This is a genomic window from Thioalkalivibrio sp. AKL12, assembly GCF_000377925.1.
Taxonomy (GTDB): Bacteria; Pseudomonadota; Gammaproteobacteria; order Ectothiorhodospirales; family Ectothiorhodospiraceae; genus Thioalkalivibrio; species Thioalkalivibrio versutus.
Genome location: NZ_KB898892.1, coordinates 105505 through 121457 on the forward strand (window position 1 = coordinate 105505; position 15953 = coordinate 121457).

General features: G+C 66.0%; 18 protein-coding genes. 15 read left to right on the top strand and 3 right to left on the bottom strand.

Annotation, left to right across the window (positions count from 1 at the left end):
- Window positions 1-177: 177 nt before the first annotated feature.
- Genes D579_RS0104180 through mnhG form a run of 7 tightly spaced genes read left to right on the top strand, consistent with a single transcriptional unit; the run spans window position 178 to window position 5901 of the window.
- Window positions 178-2478 carry a putative monovalent cation/H+ antiporter subunit A gene (locus tag D579_RS0104180; protein ID WP_018951204.1) on the top strand — a complete coding sequence of 767 codons (2301 nt, stop codon included), beginning with the start codon at window positions 178-180 and terminating at the stop codon, window positions 2476-2478.
- Complete coding sequence (locus tag D579_RS0104185; protein WP_018146064.1) at window positions 2475-2900, top strand: Na+/H+ antiporter subunit B; 426 nt, start codon at window positions 2475-2477, stop codon at window positions 2898-2900. The genes D579_RS0104180 and D579_RS0104185 overlap by 4 nt, the downstream gene beginning before the upstream one ends.
- On the top strand, window positions 2900-3247 hold the full coding sequence (locus tag D579_RS0104190) for a Na+/H+ antiporter subunit C (protein WP_018146063.1): 348 nt from the start codon (window positions 2900-2902) through the stop codon (window positions 3245-3247). Before D579_RS0104185 ends, D579_RS0104190 begins: the two co-directional genes overlap by 1 nt.
- Entirely contained in the window at window positions 3244-4749 is a 1506-nt protein-coding gene (locus tag D579_RS0104195) for a Na+/H+ antiporter subunit D (RefSeq protein ID WP_018938681.1), read from the top strand. The genes D579_RS0104190 and D579_RS0104195 overlap by 4 nt, the downstream gene beginning before the upstream one ends.
- Window positions 4746-5219 (top strand): Na+/H+ antiporter subunit E, encoded by a 474-nt coding sequence (locus D579_RS0104200; RefSeq protein WP_018938682.1) that lies wholly within the window; start codon window positions 4746-4748, stop codon window positions 5217-5219. The genes D579_RS0104195 and D579_RS0104200 overlap by 4 nt, the downstream gene beginning before the upstream one ends.
- 15 nt (window positions 5220-5234) lie before the next feature.
- Complete coding sequence (locus D579_RS0104205; RefSeq protein ID WP_018146060.1) at window positions 5235-5510, top strand: cation:proton antiporter; 276 nt, start codon at window positions 5235-5237, stop codon at window positions 5508-5510.
- Window positions 5503-5901, top strand: coding sequence for a monovalent cation/H(+) antiporter subunit G (mnhG, locus tag D579_RS0104210; RefSeq protein ID WP_018146059.1), 399 nt, complete (start codon window positions 5503-5505; stop codon window positions 5899-5901). The genes D579_RS0104205 and mnhG overlap by 8 nt, the downstream gene beginning before the upstream one ends.
- A 139-nt stretch (window positions 5902-6040) precedes the next feature.
- Here mnhG and D579_RS0104215 read toward each other — a convergent pair whose 3' ends face one another.
- The gene (locus D579_RS0104215; protein WP_018146058.1) at window positions 6041-6490 is read right to left on the bottom strand and encodes a hypothetical protein; all 450 of its coding nucleotides are present in this window, start codon (window positions 6488-6490) and stop codon (window positions 6041-6043) included.
- 261 nt (window positions 6491-6751) lie between these two features.
- Between D579_RS0104215 and D579_RS0104220 the strand changes: the two genes are divergently transcribed.
- Window positions 6752-7441, top strand: a complete 690-nt coding sequence (locus tag D579_RS0104220) for a metalloregulator ArsR/SmtB family transcription factor (RefSeq protein WP_018938683.1) — start codon at window positions 6752-6754, stop codon at window positions 7439-7441.
- A complete protein-coding gene (locus D579_RS0104225) occupies window positions 7438-8757 on the top strand; it encodes an MFS transporter (RefSeq protein ID WP_018951205.1) in 1320 nt (439 codons plus the stop codon). Before D579_RS0104220 ends, D579_RS0104225 begins: the two co-directional genes overlap by 4 nt.
- 29 nt (window positions 8758-8786) lie before the next feature.
- Here the strand turns inward: D579_RS0104225 and D579_RS0104230 are convergent, their stop codons facing one another.
- Window positions 8787-9245: a DUF6231 family protein gene (locus D579_RS0104230; RefSeq protein ID WP_018951206.1), complete on the bottom strand. Its 459-nt coding sequence runs from the start codon at window positions 9243-9245 to the stop codon at window positions 8787-8789.
- Between the two features lie 105 nt (window positions 9246-9350).
- Between D579_RS0104230 and D579_RS0104235 the strand changes: the two genes are divergently transcribed.
- The 5 genes from D579_RS0104235 to D579_RS0104255 all read left to right on the top strand — a co-directional run bounded on the left by D579_RS0104235 (window position 9351) and on the right by D579_RS0104255 (window position 14851).
- Complete coding sequence (locus tag D579_RS0104235; protein ID WP_018146053.1) at window positions 9351-9833, top strand: Crp/Fnr family transcriptional regulator; 483 nt, start codon at window positions 9351-9353, stop codon at window positions 9831-9833.
- Between the two features lie 24 nt (window positions 9834-9857).
- On the top strand, window positions 9858-10649 hold the full coding sequence (locus tag D579_RS0104240; protein ID WP_018951207.1) for a YdcF family protein: 792 nt from the start codon (window positions 9858-9860) through the stop codon (window positions 10647-10649).
- Window positions 10649-12727 (top strand): hypothetical protein, encoded by a 2079-nt coding sequence (locus tag D579_RS0104245; protein ID WP_018951208.1) that lies wholly within the window; start codon window positions 10649-10651, stop codon window positions 12725-12727. The genes D579_RS0104240 and D579_RS0104245 overlap by 1 nt, the downstream gene beginning before the upstream one ends.
- 88 nt (window positions 12728-12815) lie before the next feature.
- A complete protein-coding gene (locus D579_RS0104250; protein WP_038050193.1) occupies window positions 12816-13445 on the top strand; it encodes a YdbL family protein in 630 nt (209 codons plus the stop codon).
- A 38-nt stretch (window positions 13446-13483) separates the two neighbouring features.
- The gene (locus D579_RS0104255) at window positions 13484-14851 is read left to right on the top strand and encodes a YihY/virulence factor BrkB family protein (protein ID WP_018146049.1); all 1368 of its coding nucleotides are present in this window, start codon (window positions 13484-13486) and stop codon (window positions 14849-14851) included.
- Window positions 14852-14870: 19 nt separating this feature from the next.
- Here D579_RS0104255 and D579_RS0104260 read toward each other — a convergent pair whose 3' ends face one another.
- Window positions 14871-15302 carry an SRPBCC family protein gene (locus D579_RS0104260; RefSeq protein WP_018938690.1) on the bottom strand — a complete coding sequence of 144 codons (432 nt, stop codon included), beginning with the start codon at window positions 15300-15302 and terminating at the stop codon, window positions 14871-14873.
- A 157-nt stretch (window positions 15303-15459) separates the two neighbouring features.
- On the opposite strand from D579_RS0104260, the gene D579_RS0104265 reads away from it, so the two are divergent.
- Entirely contained in the window at window positions 15460-15918 is a 459-nt protein-coding gene (locus tag D579_RS0104265; protein ID WP_018951210.1) for a hypothetical protein, read from the top strand.
- Window positions 15919-15953: the final 35 nt, after the last annotated feature.

Here is a 15953-nt window from a genome sequence, read left to right on the forward strand (position 1 = left end):
GCTTGCGCGAGGAACGTCACGTTTCTTGCGCGGCCTCGGCCGAGTCGGTAGGCTTCCGCGACCGATTTGACCCTGGTGTGCCTTGAGCGGCTCGCCCCGTCAGGATCGGATGGACCCTCACATGCGCGGTCGCGGCCGCGTGCCTTGGCCCGGAACTGAAAGGACTGAGCTGACCGGATGCTGTACGCAATTCTGTCAACGTTCCTGGTGGCGGCGTTTGCGCCCACGATCCACCGCCTGACCGGCCGCACCAGTGGCTGGGTGCTGGGCTTGTTGCCGGCCGGGCTGTTCGTCTATTTCCTGAGCTTCCTGCCGGCGGTTTCCAGCGGCGAATCCATCGTGCTGGCCTGGCCTTGGCTGCCGGGGCTGGATATCCAGCTCTCGTTCCTGGTGGACGGCCTGTCACTGCTGTTTGCGTTACTGATCTCGGGCATCGGTTTCTTCATCGTCACCTACGCCGGGCGCTACCTCGAGAAGGATCGCGATCTCGGGCGCTTCTACGTGATTCTGCTGGCCTTCATGGGGTCCATGCTCGGGTTGGTGCTGGCGGATAACCTGATCGCGATGTTCGTGTTCTGGGAGCTGACCAGCATCACGTCCTACTTGCTGATCGGCTACAACCACGAGAACGCGGACGCCCGCAAGTACGCGCTCCAGGGTCTGTTCGTAACCGTCGGCGGCGGTCTGGCAATGCTCGCCGGCATCATCATGCTGGCGATGGCCGGCGGCTCCTACGAGATCTCCGAAATCCTCTCCAACGGCGATGTAGTGCGCGAGCATGCGCTGTATCTGCCGCTGTTGTTCCTGATCCTGCTCGGGGCCTTCACGAAGTCGGCACAGGTCCCGTTCCATTTCTGGCTGCCGCGCGCGATGGCGGCGCCCACGCCGGTCTCCGCCTACCTGCACTCGGCCACCATGGTAAAGGCCGGCATCTACCTGCTGGCGCGCCTGAATCCCTCGCTGGGTGGCACGGATGTCTGGTTCACCACGCTGGTGTTGGTCGGCTCGGTGACCATGTTCACCGGCGTGTTCCTGGCCTACCGCTCCACGGGCGTGAAAAAGGTGCTGGCGTATTCCACGGTGATGGCGCTGGGCACCCTGACCATGTTGATCGGCATTGGCACCGAAACCGCTCTGATGGCGGCGATGGCCTTCCTGCTGGCGCATTCCCTGTACAAGGGCGCGCTGTTCATGGTCGCGGGCATCCTGGATCACGAGGCCGGGGCCAAGGACTTCCTGCAGACCGGCGGACTGCGCAGCACGCTGCCGGTGACGGCGGCATTCACGATCCTCGCGGCGCTGTCGCTGGGGGGCGTGATCCCGCTGTTCGGCTTTGTCGCCAAGGAGCTGATGCTGGAGTCGGTGCTTGGGGCCCCGGGGTTGGTCGGCATCCTGACCCTGCTGGCGGTGCTGACCGCGATCCTCGGGGTGGCGGTCGCCGCGATTGTCGGCATCCGGCCGTGGTTCGGGCCGAAGACGGACACGCCCAAGACCCCGCAGCATGACGCCCCGGTGGCCATGCTGGCCGGCCCCGCGGTGCTCGCGAGCCTGGGCCTGATCTTCGGCCTGGGGCCGGGGCTGGCCGACGAGGGCCTGATCAACGCGGCGGCGGCCAGCGTGCAGGGTGCGCCGGTGGACGGCTATCTGTCGCTGTGGCACGGCCTGAATTGGCCGCTGGCGATCTCCGCCTTCAGCCTGGTGGCCGGTGGGGTTCTCTACTGGCGCTGGGAACAGGCGCGCCGCGCGCTGGCCTGGGTCGATCGCGTCGCCGAATACGGCCCGGAGAAGGGCTATTTCAAGATGATGGACGGCCTGGTGTGGCTGTCCGAATGGCAGACTCGAGTGCTGCAGAACGGCTATCTGCGCTATTACGTGATCGTGATCGTCGTGGCGACCGCGGGTCTGGTCGGGGTCACCGCCCAGCTGTTCGAGGTCGGCGTAGGGTCGCTGAATCTCGAGCGCCTGAAGGTCCACGAGATCGCCATCTTGGCGGTCCTGGTGGCCTCCACGCTGTTCGCGGTGCTGACCCGCTCACGACTGGGCGCAGTGGCGGCCCTGGGCTCGCTGGGCTTCACCGTGGCGCTGGTTTACGTGCTCTACAGTGCGGCGGACGTCGGCATCACCCAGGTTCTGGTCGAGACCCTGACCGTGATCCTGCTGGTGCTGGTGCTGTTCCGACTGCCGGGCTTCCTGAACCTGTCGTCCACCGCGTTGCGCCTGCGTGACGCCGGGATCGCGCTGGTGATGGGCGGCATGATCACGCTGCTGATCCTGAGCACCGTGGATGCGCGGCTGTTCGACTCCATCTCGCAGTACTTCATCGACGAGTCGGTGCCGTCCGGTTACGGCCGCAACATCGTTAACGTGGTGCTGGTGGACTTCCGTGCACTGGATACCCTGGGCGAAATCTTCGTGCTGGCGCTGGCGGCGATCGGGGTGTACGCGATGCTTCGTTTCCGCGCGGAGGACCGCCGATGAACATGCATTCCCTGATCCTGCGCACCGCGGGACATTTCCTGCTGCCGCTGCTGCTGCTGTTTTCCGTGTTCCTGCTGTTGCGCGGGCACGACGAGCCGGGCGGCGGTTTCATTGGTGGGCTGGTCGCGGCGGCGGCGATCCTGCTGTACCTGTTTTCGATGGATACCGAGTCGGCACGCAAGGTGCTGCGGGTGGACCCTCGGGATCTTCTGGGTGCCGGCATGGTGCTGGCGGTGATCAGTGCCATTCCCGGCGTGTTTCGCGGGCAGGCCTTCTTTACTGCCCAGTGGTGGGAGTTCACTGCGCCGATCTTCGGCGAGATGAAGCTCTCGACCGTGCTGATCTTCGATATCGGGGTGTACCTGGTGGTCATCGGTTCGGTGCTGACCATCATGCTCAACCTCGCGGAGGCGGAGGACTAATGGAAGTCGTCATGGCCTTCGTGGTCGGCGGTCTCTATGCCGCGGCCATCTACATGATGCTGCGCCGCTCGATCGTGAAGCTGGTGATCGGCCTGGTGCTGCTGTCGAATGCCGCCAACCTGCTGATCTTTACCGTCGCCGGCATGACATCGGGCGCGCCGCCACTGATCTCCCCCGGGGACACGGTGCCCGAGGGGGTCGCGGCCGATCCCCTGGCGCAGGCCGTGGTGCTGACGGCGATCGTGATCGGTTTCGGGGTGCTGGCGTTCGCCGTGGTACTGATCCACCGCGCCTACGAAGTGGTGCAGGCCGATGACATGGACCAGATGAAGGACACCGATCGATGATGATGTCCGTGGCCCTCCCGATCATCGTGCCGCTGCTGGTCGGTGCGTTGTCGGTGATGTTGTGGCGTTCGCACTTCGCGCAGCGGGCCCTCGGTGTGCTCGGCACCGGGCTGATGCTGGCCGTCAGCGTGTGGCTGCTGGCGGATACCTGGGAGCACGGGCACGTGGTGATGGAGATGGGCTCCTGGCCCGCGCCATTCGGTATCGTGCTGGTGTCCGACATGCTGGCGGCGATCATGGTGGTGCTGACCGGAATCATCGGCTTCGCCACGGCGATCTATTCGCTCTCCGGCATTGGCAGGATGTCGGAAAAGTTCGGCTACTACCCGTTGCTGCACCTGCTTCTGGCCGGCGTGAACGGCGCCTTCCTGACCGGCGATATCTTCAACCTCTACGTGTGGTTCGAGGTGATGCTGGTCGCCTCCTTCGCGCTGCTGATCCTGGGTGGCGAACGCGCGCAGATGGAGGGGGCGATCAAGTACGTCACCCTGAACCTGCTGTCGTCGATGATCTTCCTGACCGCGATCGGCCTGACCTACGGGCTGACCGGCACCCTGAACATGGCGGATATCGCCGACAAGCTGTCCACCGTCGAGGACACCGGTCTGGTGACCGTAATCGCGATGCTGTACCTGGTCGCGTTCGGGGTGAAGGCCGCGGCGTTCCCGTTCTTCTTCTGGCTGCCGGCGTCCTACCACACGCCGAAGGTGGCGGTCTCGGCGCTGTTCGCGGCGTTGCTGACCAAGGTCGGGGTCTACGCGCTGTACCGCGTGTTCACGCTGATCTTCAATCAGGAAGTCGACTACACCCACGAGATCCTGCTGTGGGTCGCAGCGGCGACCATGCTGACCGGCGTGCTCGGGGCGGCCGCGCACTACGAATTCCGGCGCATCCTGTCGTTCCACATCATCAGCCAGATCGGCTACATGATCATGGGTCTGGCGCTGTTCACGCCGCTGGCCCTGGTGGGCGGGGTGTTCTACATCATGCATCACATCATCGTGAAGGCGAATCTGTTCCTGATCAGCGGGATCACGTTCGTGATGAAGGGCACCCACGAGCTGAAGCTGATGGGCGGGATCTACCGTACGCATCCAATGCTGGGGGTGCTGTTTCTGATTCCGGCCTTGTCGCTGGCAGGGCTGCCGCCGCTGTCGGGTTTCTTTGCCAAGTTCATCATCATCCGCGCGGGCATCGAGGCCGAGGCCTACTGGGTGGTGGCGGTCGCGCTGGTGGTGGGTCTGCTGACGCTGTACTCGATGATCAAGATCTGGGCCGAGGTGTTCTGGAAGGCGCAGCCGGAAGGGGTCGAGGGCGAGACGCTTGACGTCACTTCCGGCCCGATGATCTGGATGTGGGTCCCGGTGATCATGCTGGCGCTGATGACCGTGGCCATCGGCCTGTACGGCGAGCCGATCTACCAGATGGCTTTGATGTCGGCCGAGCAGTTGCTGGATCCGTCGCAGTATATCGAGGCGGTACTCGGGGAGGCCCGCCAATGATCGCGCTGACCTGGAACATCGCGCTGGCCCTGATCTGGGTCTTTCTGACCGGGACGTTTACCACCGGCAATCTGCTGGTCGGATTTTTCCTGGGCTACGTGCTGCTGGCCTTCGCCCTGCGCGACAAGCCGGGGTTCGCCAGCTATGCGCGGCGCGTGCCGCGCTTCATCGGGTTTATCGGCTTCTTCCTTTGGGAGCTGTTTATGTCGAACCTGAAGGTGGCCTACGATGTGATGACACCGACCCACCACATGGTGCCGGGTGTGATTGCCTTTCCGCTGGATGCCAAGACCGATGGCGAGATCACGATTGTCGCCAACCTGATCTCGCTGACGCCGGGGACGCTGAGCCTGGACGTCTCCACCGACAAGAAGGTGCTGTATATCCACGTGATGTACCTCGAGGACCGGGATGCGGTGATCCGCTCGATCAAGTACCTGGAACACCGCGCCCTGGAGGTCCTGCGCTAGGCGCGGGGAGGTCCGATGTTCGATATCGCCATTATTGCTTCCAATGCGTTGCTGAGCCTGGCCCTGGTGCTGGGGTTCTGGCGGCTGTACCTGGGGCCGACGCTGCCGGATCGCGTGGTGGCACTGGAGCTGATTGCGTCGCTGACCATCGGTTTCATCGCGGTCTACGTGATCTCCAGTGGCCGCACCCCGTTCATCGACGTGGCCATGGTGTTGGCGTTGACCGCGTTCCTTGCCGCAGTGGGCTTTGCCCGTTACCTGGAGAAAGGGGGGCACCGGGACGATGACTGAGTTCTTGACGGGGTTGTTCCTGGTCGTCGGGGCCGCGTTCATGGTGGTCGCGGCGCTGGGTCTGGTGCGCATGCCCGACCTGCCGATGCGCCTGCATGCCACCACCAAGGCCGGTGTGCTGGGGGCGGGTCTGATGATGGTCGGCGTGGCGGTCTACTTTGGCGACGGCGGGGTCACCACCCGCGCGGTGGCGGTGATTGGCTTCCTGCTGCTCACCGCACCGGTGGCCGCGCACGCGATCGGGCGCGCCGGCTACTTTGTCGGGGTGCCGCTGTGGGAGCACAGCAAGACCGACGAGCTGAAGGGCCGCTACGACGAGAAGAATCACACCCTGGCCTCGCCCCCGGAGATGCAGGACGCGAAGCAGGACGACGACGTCCCGCGCGCGTGAGCCCGCCGGCGCTCGTGCGCGGATAGCCGATCATCCGGGTAGGGGACATGACGGCGCGCCAGACACGAAAAAGCCGGGGCGCAAGGCCCCGGCCATGGGTACAGTCGTCGGAGAGACGATCGTGCCTGAATAGCGGCCCTCAGGCCGCGTGGGTTTCCTTCGCCTCGCGGGCGGCCCTCGCCTGTTCCGGATCGTAGGCTGCGCCGGACCAGAGCATCTCGTAGGCGATCTCCTCGTTTCCGTTCTCGCACAGTTCCAGTACCTGCTGAAACAGGGGCTGGAAGGTCTCGCTCTGGTGCGACGCTTCGTGTTCGTCGAAGCTATTCCAGAAGGTGATGATGAGGGCTTCCTTGTCTTTCATCGGGCTCTCGACCGCCTGGCCGATGGTGGAGCCTTCATTGGAGACGGAGCCGGAGTTCAGCGCGACAAAGCCGCCGACGAAGCCGGTATCCGAGTGATAGGTCTTTACGTTCTCGCACAGGACGGCGACACGTTCCTGCAGATCGTCGATGGTGTATTCCGGCTTGAGGATCACGCGGTTGATGGTGACGACACCGTCGGCCGGGAAGTTGTTGATCAGTTGGCTCATGACGTTCTCCTGTTGCAGGGGAAGTGTGCCCGAAGGCACGGGTTGCTCGTTAAGTTAGTAAGCAACTTCTAATTGAAGTTCCCGAGTAAACTACTCAGGAATAGGCGAGACCCCAAAATCACCCAGAAATTGGAGGGCCCGATCCAGCGCGCCCCTGGCGGCGGGAGGGCTTCTCCGCGGCTAGATGCGGGTCATCACCGGACTTGCGTGCGATCCCTGGGTCATCTATCGTTCATTCCAAGGAATATTGGAGCGAACGCCGTGTCCGGACGTGAACTCAAGGATTTGCTGTACGAACAGGTGGCCCGCATCGCCCGGGCCGCGGCCAGCCCGAAACGCCTGGAGCTGATCGAGGTGCTAGTTCAGGGCGAAAAGAGCGTCGAGCAGCTTGCGGCCGATGCAGAACTGAGCGTGAAGCTGACCAGCGCCCACCTGAAGGAGCTGCGTCAGGCACGGCTGGTCGAGGCCCGGCGCGAAGGGCGTCATATGTTCTATCGCCTGGTGGATCAGCATGTCGCCGATTTCTGGGTAATGCTGCGTACCCTGGCGGAGGAGCGCCTGCTCGAGTTGCAGGCCGCGACCCGCGAAATGGCCGAGGGTCCTGGCGAGCTGGCCCCGATGGCGGGCCCCGAACTGCTGGAACAGGCTCGTCGGGGCGATCTCATCGTTCTCGATGTCCGTCCCGGGATGGAATACGCGAACGCCCATCTGCCGTATGCCCGATCCATCCCGATCAGCGAGCTCCGCAATCGGCTCGGCGAGCTGCCGACCGACCGACCGGTGGTGGCTTATTGCCGCGGTCCCTACTGCCTGATGGCCAGCGAGGCTGTAGAGATCCTGGCCGCGCACGGGTTCCAGGCGACCCGGTTCGAGGATGGCGTCGCCGAATGGCGTTATCACGGTCTGCCATTGGCAACTGTGAGCAACGAGGACAAGGAGAACGCCACATGACGGACCATCACAAGGCCGCGGAGGCCTATGCCCACCTGACGCACGGGATCCGGGAGAACCTCGGGCAGTTCGGTCAGCAGCTGATCCAGGTTTTCTTCGTCGGCCTGACGATCGGGATGATGCGCACGGTCGTGCCGGCCCTGGCGGAGAGCGAATTCGGCGTGGCCGAGGGCTCGTTCATGCTGCTGACCGCGTTTGTGGTCGCCTTTGGCGTGGTGAAGGGGGCGCTCAATTTTGTTGCCGGTCGCCTGTCCGAACGGCTGGGCCGCAAGACCGTCCTGATGCTGGGCTGGGTGGCGGCGATCCCGATCCCGTTCATGATTCTCTACGCGCCGTCCTGGAGCTGGATCGTGGCCGCGACCGTGCTGCTGGGCGTGAACCAGGGCCTGGCCTGGTCGATGACCCAGACGGCCAAGATGGACATCACCCGTGCCGATGAACGCGGTTTCACCATGGGGATGAACGAGTTCTCCGGCTATGTCGGGGTCGCGGTGGCGGGGATCGTGACGGGCTACATGGCTGCAGCGTTCGGTCCGCGCATGGGGCTGTTGATTTTTGGCCTGGTGGTCATCGCGCTGGCGATCGTGCTGACCGCGCTGTTTGTGCGCGAGACCCTGGACTGGGCGAAGGCCGAGGGTGCGCGGCATGCCGCGGGGCAGTCCACAGGGCCCATCCCGCGGTATTCGAAGAACATCTCCGATACGCCCAGCACCTGGGAGGTGTTCACGCTGATGTCCTGGCGCGACCGGCGCATGGCCGCGTTCAGTCAGGCGGGGCTGGTCGAGAAATTCGTGGATGCGCTGGTGTGGGTGTTCTATCCGGTGTTCCTCTATCAGCAGGGGCTCAGTCTCGCGGCGATCGGCTGGGTGGTCGGGATCTACGGGTTTGTCTGGGGCGGATCGCAGTTCCTCACCGGCCGCCTGTCGGACCATATTGGCCGCCGGCAGCCGATTATCTGGGGCATGTGGATCTGCGGCGGCGGGGTGGCCCTGACGCTGCTAGGCGAGGGCGTGCTGTGGTGGTCGTTCGCGGCGGCGGTGACCGGTCTCGGCATGGCGCTGCTGTATCCCAACCTGAGCGCGGCAGTGGCGGATATCGCGCACCCGAACTGGCGCGGTTCGGCGATCGGGACCTACCGCTTCTGGCGGGATCTTGGCTACGGAGTGGGGGCCTTCGGGTTGGGCATCGTGGCCCATATTGGCGGGTCGGTGGTCTGGGGCTTCTGGTTCGTGGTGATCGCGATGTTTGCCTCCGGCGCCGTGGTCTGGTGGTGGGGCGAGGAGACGCATCCGCGCCTGAACCCCGACGACGATTAGGCGTATGGCGGCTCGTCCGCCGGGCGCCGCTACCAGCGGCGCTTGTCCCACATCTCCGGGTTGGCCCAGAAACGGGCGTTCAGCCAGTCGGGGGTGAGCTTGTAGTCGTACAGGCTGGTGCGATAGACCGTGTGATCCGGCGCGGCCGCCTCGGCCTCCGGGTCGTGGCGGAAACCGAGGGCGAGGAAATCGTTCAGGCCCCAGCGTTCGTCGTCCCGCCGATGCAGGATCAGCACCTCGTCGGCCCAGCGGTCGCGCAACCCGCCCAGGAGTTGCTGGCCCGTCGTGACGTCCAGTGCGCTCAGCGTATCCGGCAGCAGGACCAGCGGCACGCGCGGCCCGGGCGGGTGCTCGAGAAATGCCGCGACGCTCTCCTGCTCCACGCCCGGAGGGCTTTCCTGGCTATCCGTGTTGGCCACAAGCAGGACGGTCCGGCCGTCGCGCAGGCGCCGCGGCAGGTGGCGGCGCAGGGCATCGATGTCGATCAAGCGGTACCTCCCCGGTGGTCTTGGTCGCCCCGTCCCGGGGTCGCGTTCGTTATACTCTAATGTACTCCCACTTCTACTGCGGACCCGTCAGAAGGAAGCCTCTCCATGTCCAAGGAACTGCTGACCGAATTCCTCTCCAAACACCCGATCTCGGCGTCGCTGACGCCGGCCGAGGTCGAGATCCTTCTCGAATACCTGGAGGTGCTGGAAACCCACCACAAGCAGGTGATCGCCGATATCGGCGAGGTCGGAGAGTCGTTGTTCTTCGTGGTCAGCGGGACCGCCGCGCTGTACCACGACGACGGCAACCAGGAGATCGAGGTCGGGCGCATGCAGACCGGCGAACTGGCCGGGTCCATGTCGTTCTTTGACCGCGTGCCCCGCGGCGTGCGCATGCGCGCCCTGAGCGACAATACCCGCCTGCTGCGCCTGTCGCGCTCCATGTATGACCGCCTGCGCGTCGAGCAGCCGTACATTGCGGTGAACCTGCTGGAGTTCGCCATCATCAGCCTGGATCACCTGATCCGCCGGGTCTCCGAGGACGTGGCGACGTACGCCCACTACCTCTATTCCCCGGGCAAGAAGTAGGGCGGATCGCAGGCGGAGAGCGCCGTGCTCGCGTCCCTGCAGACGGTTGCCGAATACCTGTTGCTGCCCCCGGGGCTTGGGATTGCGCTGACCCTGGTCGGGGTCGCCTTCTGGCGCGCCGACTGGCGCGGGGGGCGGCCGTTATTGGCGATCGGTCTGCTGGCGCTGGTGCTGCCAAGCCTGAATGTTGTTGCCCAGCCACTGGCGCACGCCATCGAGCGCGATTTGCGCGATGCCGTGGTGGCGGTGGGGCGGGCCGATGCCATCGTGGTGCTGGGCGGCGGACGCTGGCCCGGACGCGGCGAGGACGGCGGCCGCGATGCCCTGAATCCCCAGACCCACGAGCGTCTGCGCCATGCCGCCCGGCTGCACCGCGATACCGGGCTGCCGCTGCTGGTCTCGGGCGGGCGTCCGGGCGCGTTGCCCGGGCGGCGCTCCGAGGCCGAGCTGATGGCGGCCACCCTGCAAACCGATCTGGGGGTGCCGGTGCGCTGGCTGGAGAGCACCTCGCGCAACACCTGCGAAAACGCCACGCACACCCGCCAGCGCCTGCAGCAAAGTGACGTGCAACGGGTGCTGGTGGTGACCCAGGCCCTGCACATGCCGCGTGCCCTGGCCTGCTTCGAACGTGCCGGGCTGGCGGCCGACCCGGCACCGACCGGCTTTCGCGGCCCCACGAGCGATCCACGGCGGGTCGAGGACTTCCTGCCGACCCTCGAGGCCTTGGAGACGTCGCGCTTCGCGATGCGCGAATGGCTGGCCCGCCTGGCGCGGCCGCTACGCGACCGTCTGCCGGAGCGGGGCGACCCGGCCTGATGCTCGCGCTGCGCCGTGCACCGGGCTTGTATGGCGCGGCGGCCGGGCTGATGCTCTTTCTGCTGGCGGGTGTGGCCGTGGCCGCGGATGCGGAGGTGGAGTTCGATGGCGGCATCCAGCTGGATCTGCGGATCGAATCCCTGTTGCGCGACGATCTTGACGCGCATGGCCTGAGCACCCGTGTGCAATGGACGCGCGAAGGCCTGTCCCTGGCGATCCGCGCGGATCGCGTCGAACTCCCCGAGCCCATCGGAACCCTGCAAGACCTGCGTGTGGAATGCAGTGATCTGCAGGTAAGTCGTGCCGAGGTCCGCTGCGATACGGCGCGACTCTGGGGCGATGCCGGGGATCTGCACCTGCGGGGTGCCCCGGTAGGCCTGTATTGGGGGCGCGAGACGGGTGCGCTTGCGCTGGCGGGTGCGTGGCCCGGCTGGTTCGGGGCGCAGGGCGATTTCCACGTGCGGCTGGATCCCGCCCGCGGCTGGGATGTGCGGGCCGATCTCGCGGGGATCAACCTGGCGGCCCTGGCCGGGTCGGCGCGCCTGCCAATGGATTTGCCCGTGCATCTGGGGCAGGGCACGGCGGATCTCGCGCTGCACTGGCGTGAACGCGGGCGTTCCGAGGTCACGCTGACGGTGCATGATCTCGCATTCAGCGACGATCTGGGCCTGCAGGCGGGGGAAGAACTGGACGGCCGGCTGCGCCTCGCGGGCGATGCCGACGGCTGGGATGTTGATCTGGCACTGACAGCGGGTGTGGTGTTCGTCGATCCCTGGTTTGTCGACCTGGATGCCGAGGGTCCGCTGACCCTGGACGCCCGCGGGGTGGTGGTGGACGGCGAGAGCCGAGCGGTGCGAGCGGAGTCGCTGTCACTGGATTATGGCGAGGCGGCCTCGCTGCAGGGACAGGGCCTCGCCTTTGCGCCCGAACGTGGTCTGGATGGCCAGTTCCGGGGTGAGGTCGGGGCACTTGGCGTGATCTACGAGACCGTGCTGTCGCCGTGGCTGGTGGGCACAGCCCTGGGCGAACTGGATGCCGCAGGGCGTATGACCGGCGAGGTCGAGGTGCAGGCCTCCGAGCCGCACTACGCCCGGCTCGAATGGTCCGGGGTCGAGGCTCAGGACCGGCGTGGGCGTTTTGGTGTGAGCGGTGCGCAGGGCGAGCTGGACTGGTCCGCCACCGTGCCGGGTGGCCCCGGCCGCATCGGCTTTGATGCGGCCCATCTGTACGGCCTGCCGTTCGACGGGTTTTCCGCCCGGGTGCGTGCGCGGCCACAGGGGCTGGAATTGCTGGAGGCGACCGAGATCCCGATCCTCGATGGGGGCCTGCGGGTCAGGGCCTTCAGCGTGCAGCAGACCGAGACCGGGCCGGACGTGCAGTTCCAGGGGGGGATTCGGGCGATCAGTCTGGAGTCGCTGACCGGGGTGTTAGGCTGGCCTCGCTTCTCCGGTCAGGTGGCCGGGATGATCCCGCGGGTGCGCCTGGAGGACGGTGATCTGAACGTGGATGGGCGGCTGCTGGTCCAGGTGTTCGATGGCGAGGTGGTGCTGCGCGATGTCTATATTCACGATCTGTTCGGGTACGCACCGGAGCTCGGGCTGTCCACGCAGATCCAGCGCCTGGACCTGGAACTGGTCACGCGGGCCTTCGATATCGGCCGGATCCAGGGACGGCTGTCGGGGCACGTGAACGACCTGGTGATGGTGGACTGGTCGCCGGTGCACATGGACCTGGAGCTGATGACGCCAATGGACGATCCGGGACGGCGGCGCATCAGCCAGCGGGCGGTGGAGAACATCACCGAGCTGGGTGGCGGCCTGCAGGCGGCGGCTTCGTCGATCTTCCTGCGCGTTTTCGAGAACTTCAGCTATCGCCGCCTGGGCTTTCGCTGCGAACTGCGCGGGGACGTGTGCACGGCCTCCGGGGTGGCAGATCGCCCGGACGGCGGGTTCGTGCTGGTACAGGGCGGTGGCCTGCCGCAGATAGAGGTGATCGGCTACAACCGCCGGGTGGACTGGCCGGAACTGATCGACCGCCTGGCGCAGATTCAGGGCGGCGAGGGGCCGGTCGTGCAATGAGTCAGCCGCGGTGTTTGGTTACGGTTCAGGATGATGGTGTAGATTGGGCACATGCGGGGTTTACCCGCCCGAACAAGGGATGACAGGCATGAAGGCTTTGTGGAGTGTTCCGGGACTGGCTCTGATGTTCGCGCTGCTCGCGGGCTGCGTGACCATCAATATCTACTTCCCCACCGCAGCGGCGGAGGAGGCGGCGCGCGCCATCGTGCGGGATGCGCTGCAGGTGCCCGAGGCCGAGCCGGCACCGGAGCCCGAGTCCGGTGTGCAGCTGCAGCCGTCGGAGCCGCGCCACACGGGCACGACGAGCGCCGCGCCGGTGCTCGTGTGGGTGCTGGAACGCCTGGTGAGCCCGGCCGCCGCGCAGAGCCCGGACCTGCAGATCGAGACCCCGGCCATTAACCGCATCCGGGCCTCGCTGCGCGAGCGGGGGCCGCAGCTGGCACCGCATTTCCGCAGCGGTGCGATCGGTTTCGGTAACAACGCGGATGTGGTGATCCGCGATCTCTCCGAGGTTCCGCTGCGCGATCGCAGCACCGTGCAGCGACTGGTCAGCGAGGAGAACTCGGATCGGGATTCGCTCTACCGCGAGATCGCCCGGGCCAATGACCGTCCGGACTGGGAACGCCAGATCCGCGAGACCTTTGCCCGCGTCTGGGTGGAAGAGGCCCCCTCGGGTTACTGGTACCAGGACGGCAACGGCCAGTGGCAGCAGAAGTAACGGCGCGTGAGGGAACCCCCTATCCACGGGAGTGATGCGTGGCCGGCATAGCCTGGGCCGAGCGCCTGGATGCCCGGCGCCGCCAGTTGACCGAGCTGGTCAATGACACGGATCTTTCGGCGTTGCCGCGCTGGAAGGCCGTTCCGCTCGGGATGGTACGCGGTGTCTTCGCGCTGGTGCGCGAGGTCTCCGAGGGGCAGCTGACGCTGCGCGCGATGAGCCTGGTGTTCACCACCCTGTTGTCGATGGTGCCGCTGCTGGCGCTGTCATTCTCGGTGCTCAAGGCCTTTGGTGCCCACAACGCGGTAGAGCCATTCTTGCTGGGCGTGCTCGAGCCCCTGGGCGAGCAGGGGGTGGAGATTGCCCACAATGTGCTCGAGTTTGTCGACAATATGCGCGTGGGCGTGCTCGGCTTCGTGGGTCTGCTGTTCCTGGTCTACACGGTCATCGCACTGGTGCAGAAGATCGAGCTGGCCTTCAACGCCATCTGGCGGGTGGAGAACAACCGCAGCCTGGCCCAGCGCTTCTCCAACTACCTGTCGGTGATTCTGATCGGTCCGGTTCTGGTGGTCTCCGCACTGGGGGTGACCGCTACCGTGATGTCGTCGGCGGCGATGCAGACGGTCGCCGGGATCGGGCCCGTCGGCATGCTGATCACCGAGATCTCGCGGCTGGTGCCCTATCTCCTGATCATCGCCGCCTTTGCCTTTATCTATGTGTTTGTGCCGAACACCCGGGTGAAGGTGATCCCGGCGCTGCTCGGGGCCGTGGTGGCCGGGTTGCTGTGGCAGAGCGTTGGCTGGGTGTTCGCCAACATGGTGGCGGGTTCGACCCGCTATGCGGCGATCTACTCCAGCTTCGCGATCATGATCATGCTGCTGATCTGGCTCTATCTCGCCTGGCTGATCCTGCTGATCGGGGCGAACGTCGCCTTCTTCGTGCAGCACCCGGAATACATGAACGTGCGCGGTATCCGCCTGCGCTTGTCCGGCGCGGGGCGCGAGCGCATGGGCCTGCACCTGATGCAGCAGGTCGGACAGCGCTTCCATGACGGGCATCCGGCGCCGACGCTGGACGAGGTCGCCGCGGCGCTGGCCGTCCCGGGCAATGCCCTGGGAGGCTCAGCGCGCCGGCTGGAGGAGGCCGGGCTGTTGCTGAAGGCGGGCGAGGACGGGCAGCAGCTGGTCCCGGCGCGGGATCTCGACGCCATCCGTGTGGACGAGATCCTGGAGGCCCTGCGCGCGGACACCGACGACCGCGCGATCCGCCGCTTGCGTGGCAGTGCGGCGGTGGAGCGGACCCTGAAGGACGTCGATGTGGCGCGGCGGGAGCGTCTGGATGGACGCACCCTGCGCGATCTATTGAACGAGGCTGCCGGCGATTCCGGGGCGGTGGAAACCGCCTGACGGCTGGCCTGCAGGGCCGTCAGGCGCGTGGCGCCTGGGCGTCCAGGCGCTGCTGGGCGCGGTCCATCAGCTGCCCCGATACGCGCTCCACCAGCGACTGGGCGACGCGGCGCACGGCGGCATCCAGGATCGGATTCAGCTTGTACTCCAGTTCGAAGTCCACCCGCGTATGGCCCTCGCCATCAGGGGTCAGCCGGTAACTGCCGCGATTGTGAATCCCGCGGATGGAGCGCCAGGCGAAGTGTTCGGGGGCGATGGCGCTGCAGACTTCGACGTCGAAGCCCATGCGCATGCCGGCGGCGCGAATGGTCCAGCGGTAGCAGTCATCGCCCAGCCGTTCGATATGTTCCACGTGGTCGCACAGGTCCACGAAATTGGGGACGTGGCTCAGGAGCTCGAAGACCCGATCCGGCTCGGCGCGCAGGGAGGTGGAGTGGCTGATCGTTCGCATGGCGGATTCGTCTTCGCTGGCGGCTCTTTGGACTAAGAGCCTGGCGCGGGTTCGGGGTTCCACGCAAGCGTGGGTCGGATCGGTTTCCACCGGCTTGTCGCATCCGGGGTGGGGGCCTACGATGTTCGCTTACGCTGGCGACCCCCGGATGCCCTTGATGTCCACCGCGCAACAATGTCCCGAACTCGGCTTTCTGCAACGATTCGAGGCCGGTTCCACCGGCATCCTCTACTGGGAGCAGCTGGACCAACTGTGGGAGCGTCTGCGCGAGCGCGCGGACGCCGGATGGTACGTCTATGCGGTGGGCGACGATGTCCCGGATCAGCCGGTGCCGGAGGAGACCTTCCGGCGTTTCGTCGACGAAGTCGACGCCCTCTTGCGGCGTGATCACGACGAGGATTACTGCGGAATCGTGTACGTCGATGACCGCGAGCATCCGGAGTTCGTGAAGATCTTCGATCCCAACAACCTCGGCTCCAGCTGTGGCTCCTCCGGGCTCCGGGTCCTACCGGGCTGGGTCGTGTCGCGGGTGCCGCCGGTGGATCTTGAGGTCGCGGTGCCCCCCACCGGCAGTCGCCGGCGCTGGTGGCAGCGGCTGTTCGGTGGTGCACAGTGAGAGCGGGGGCCGGGTTTGCTGGTGCGGTTCGTCCG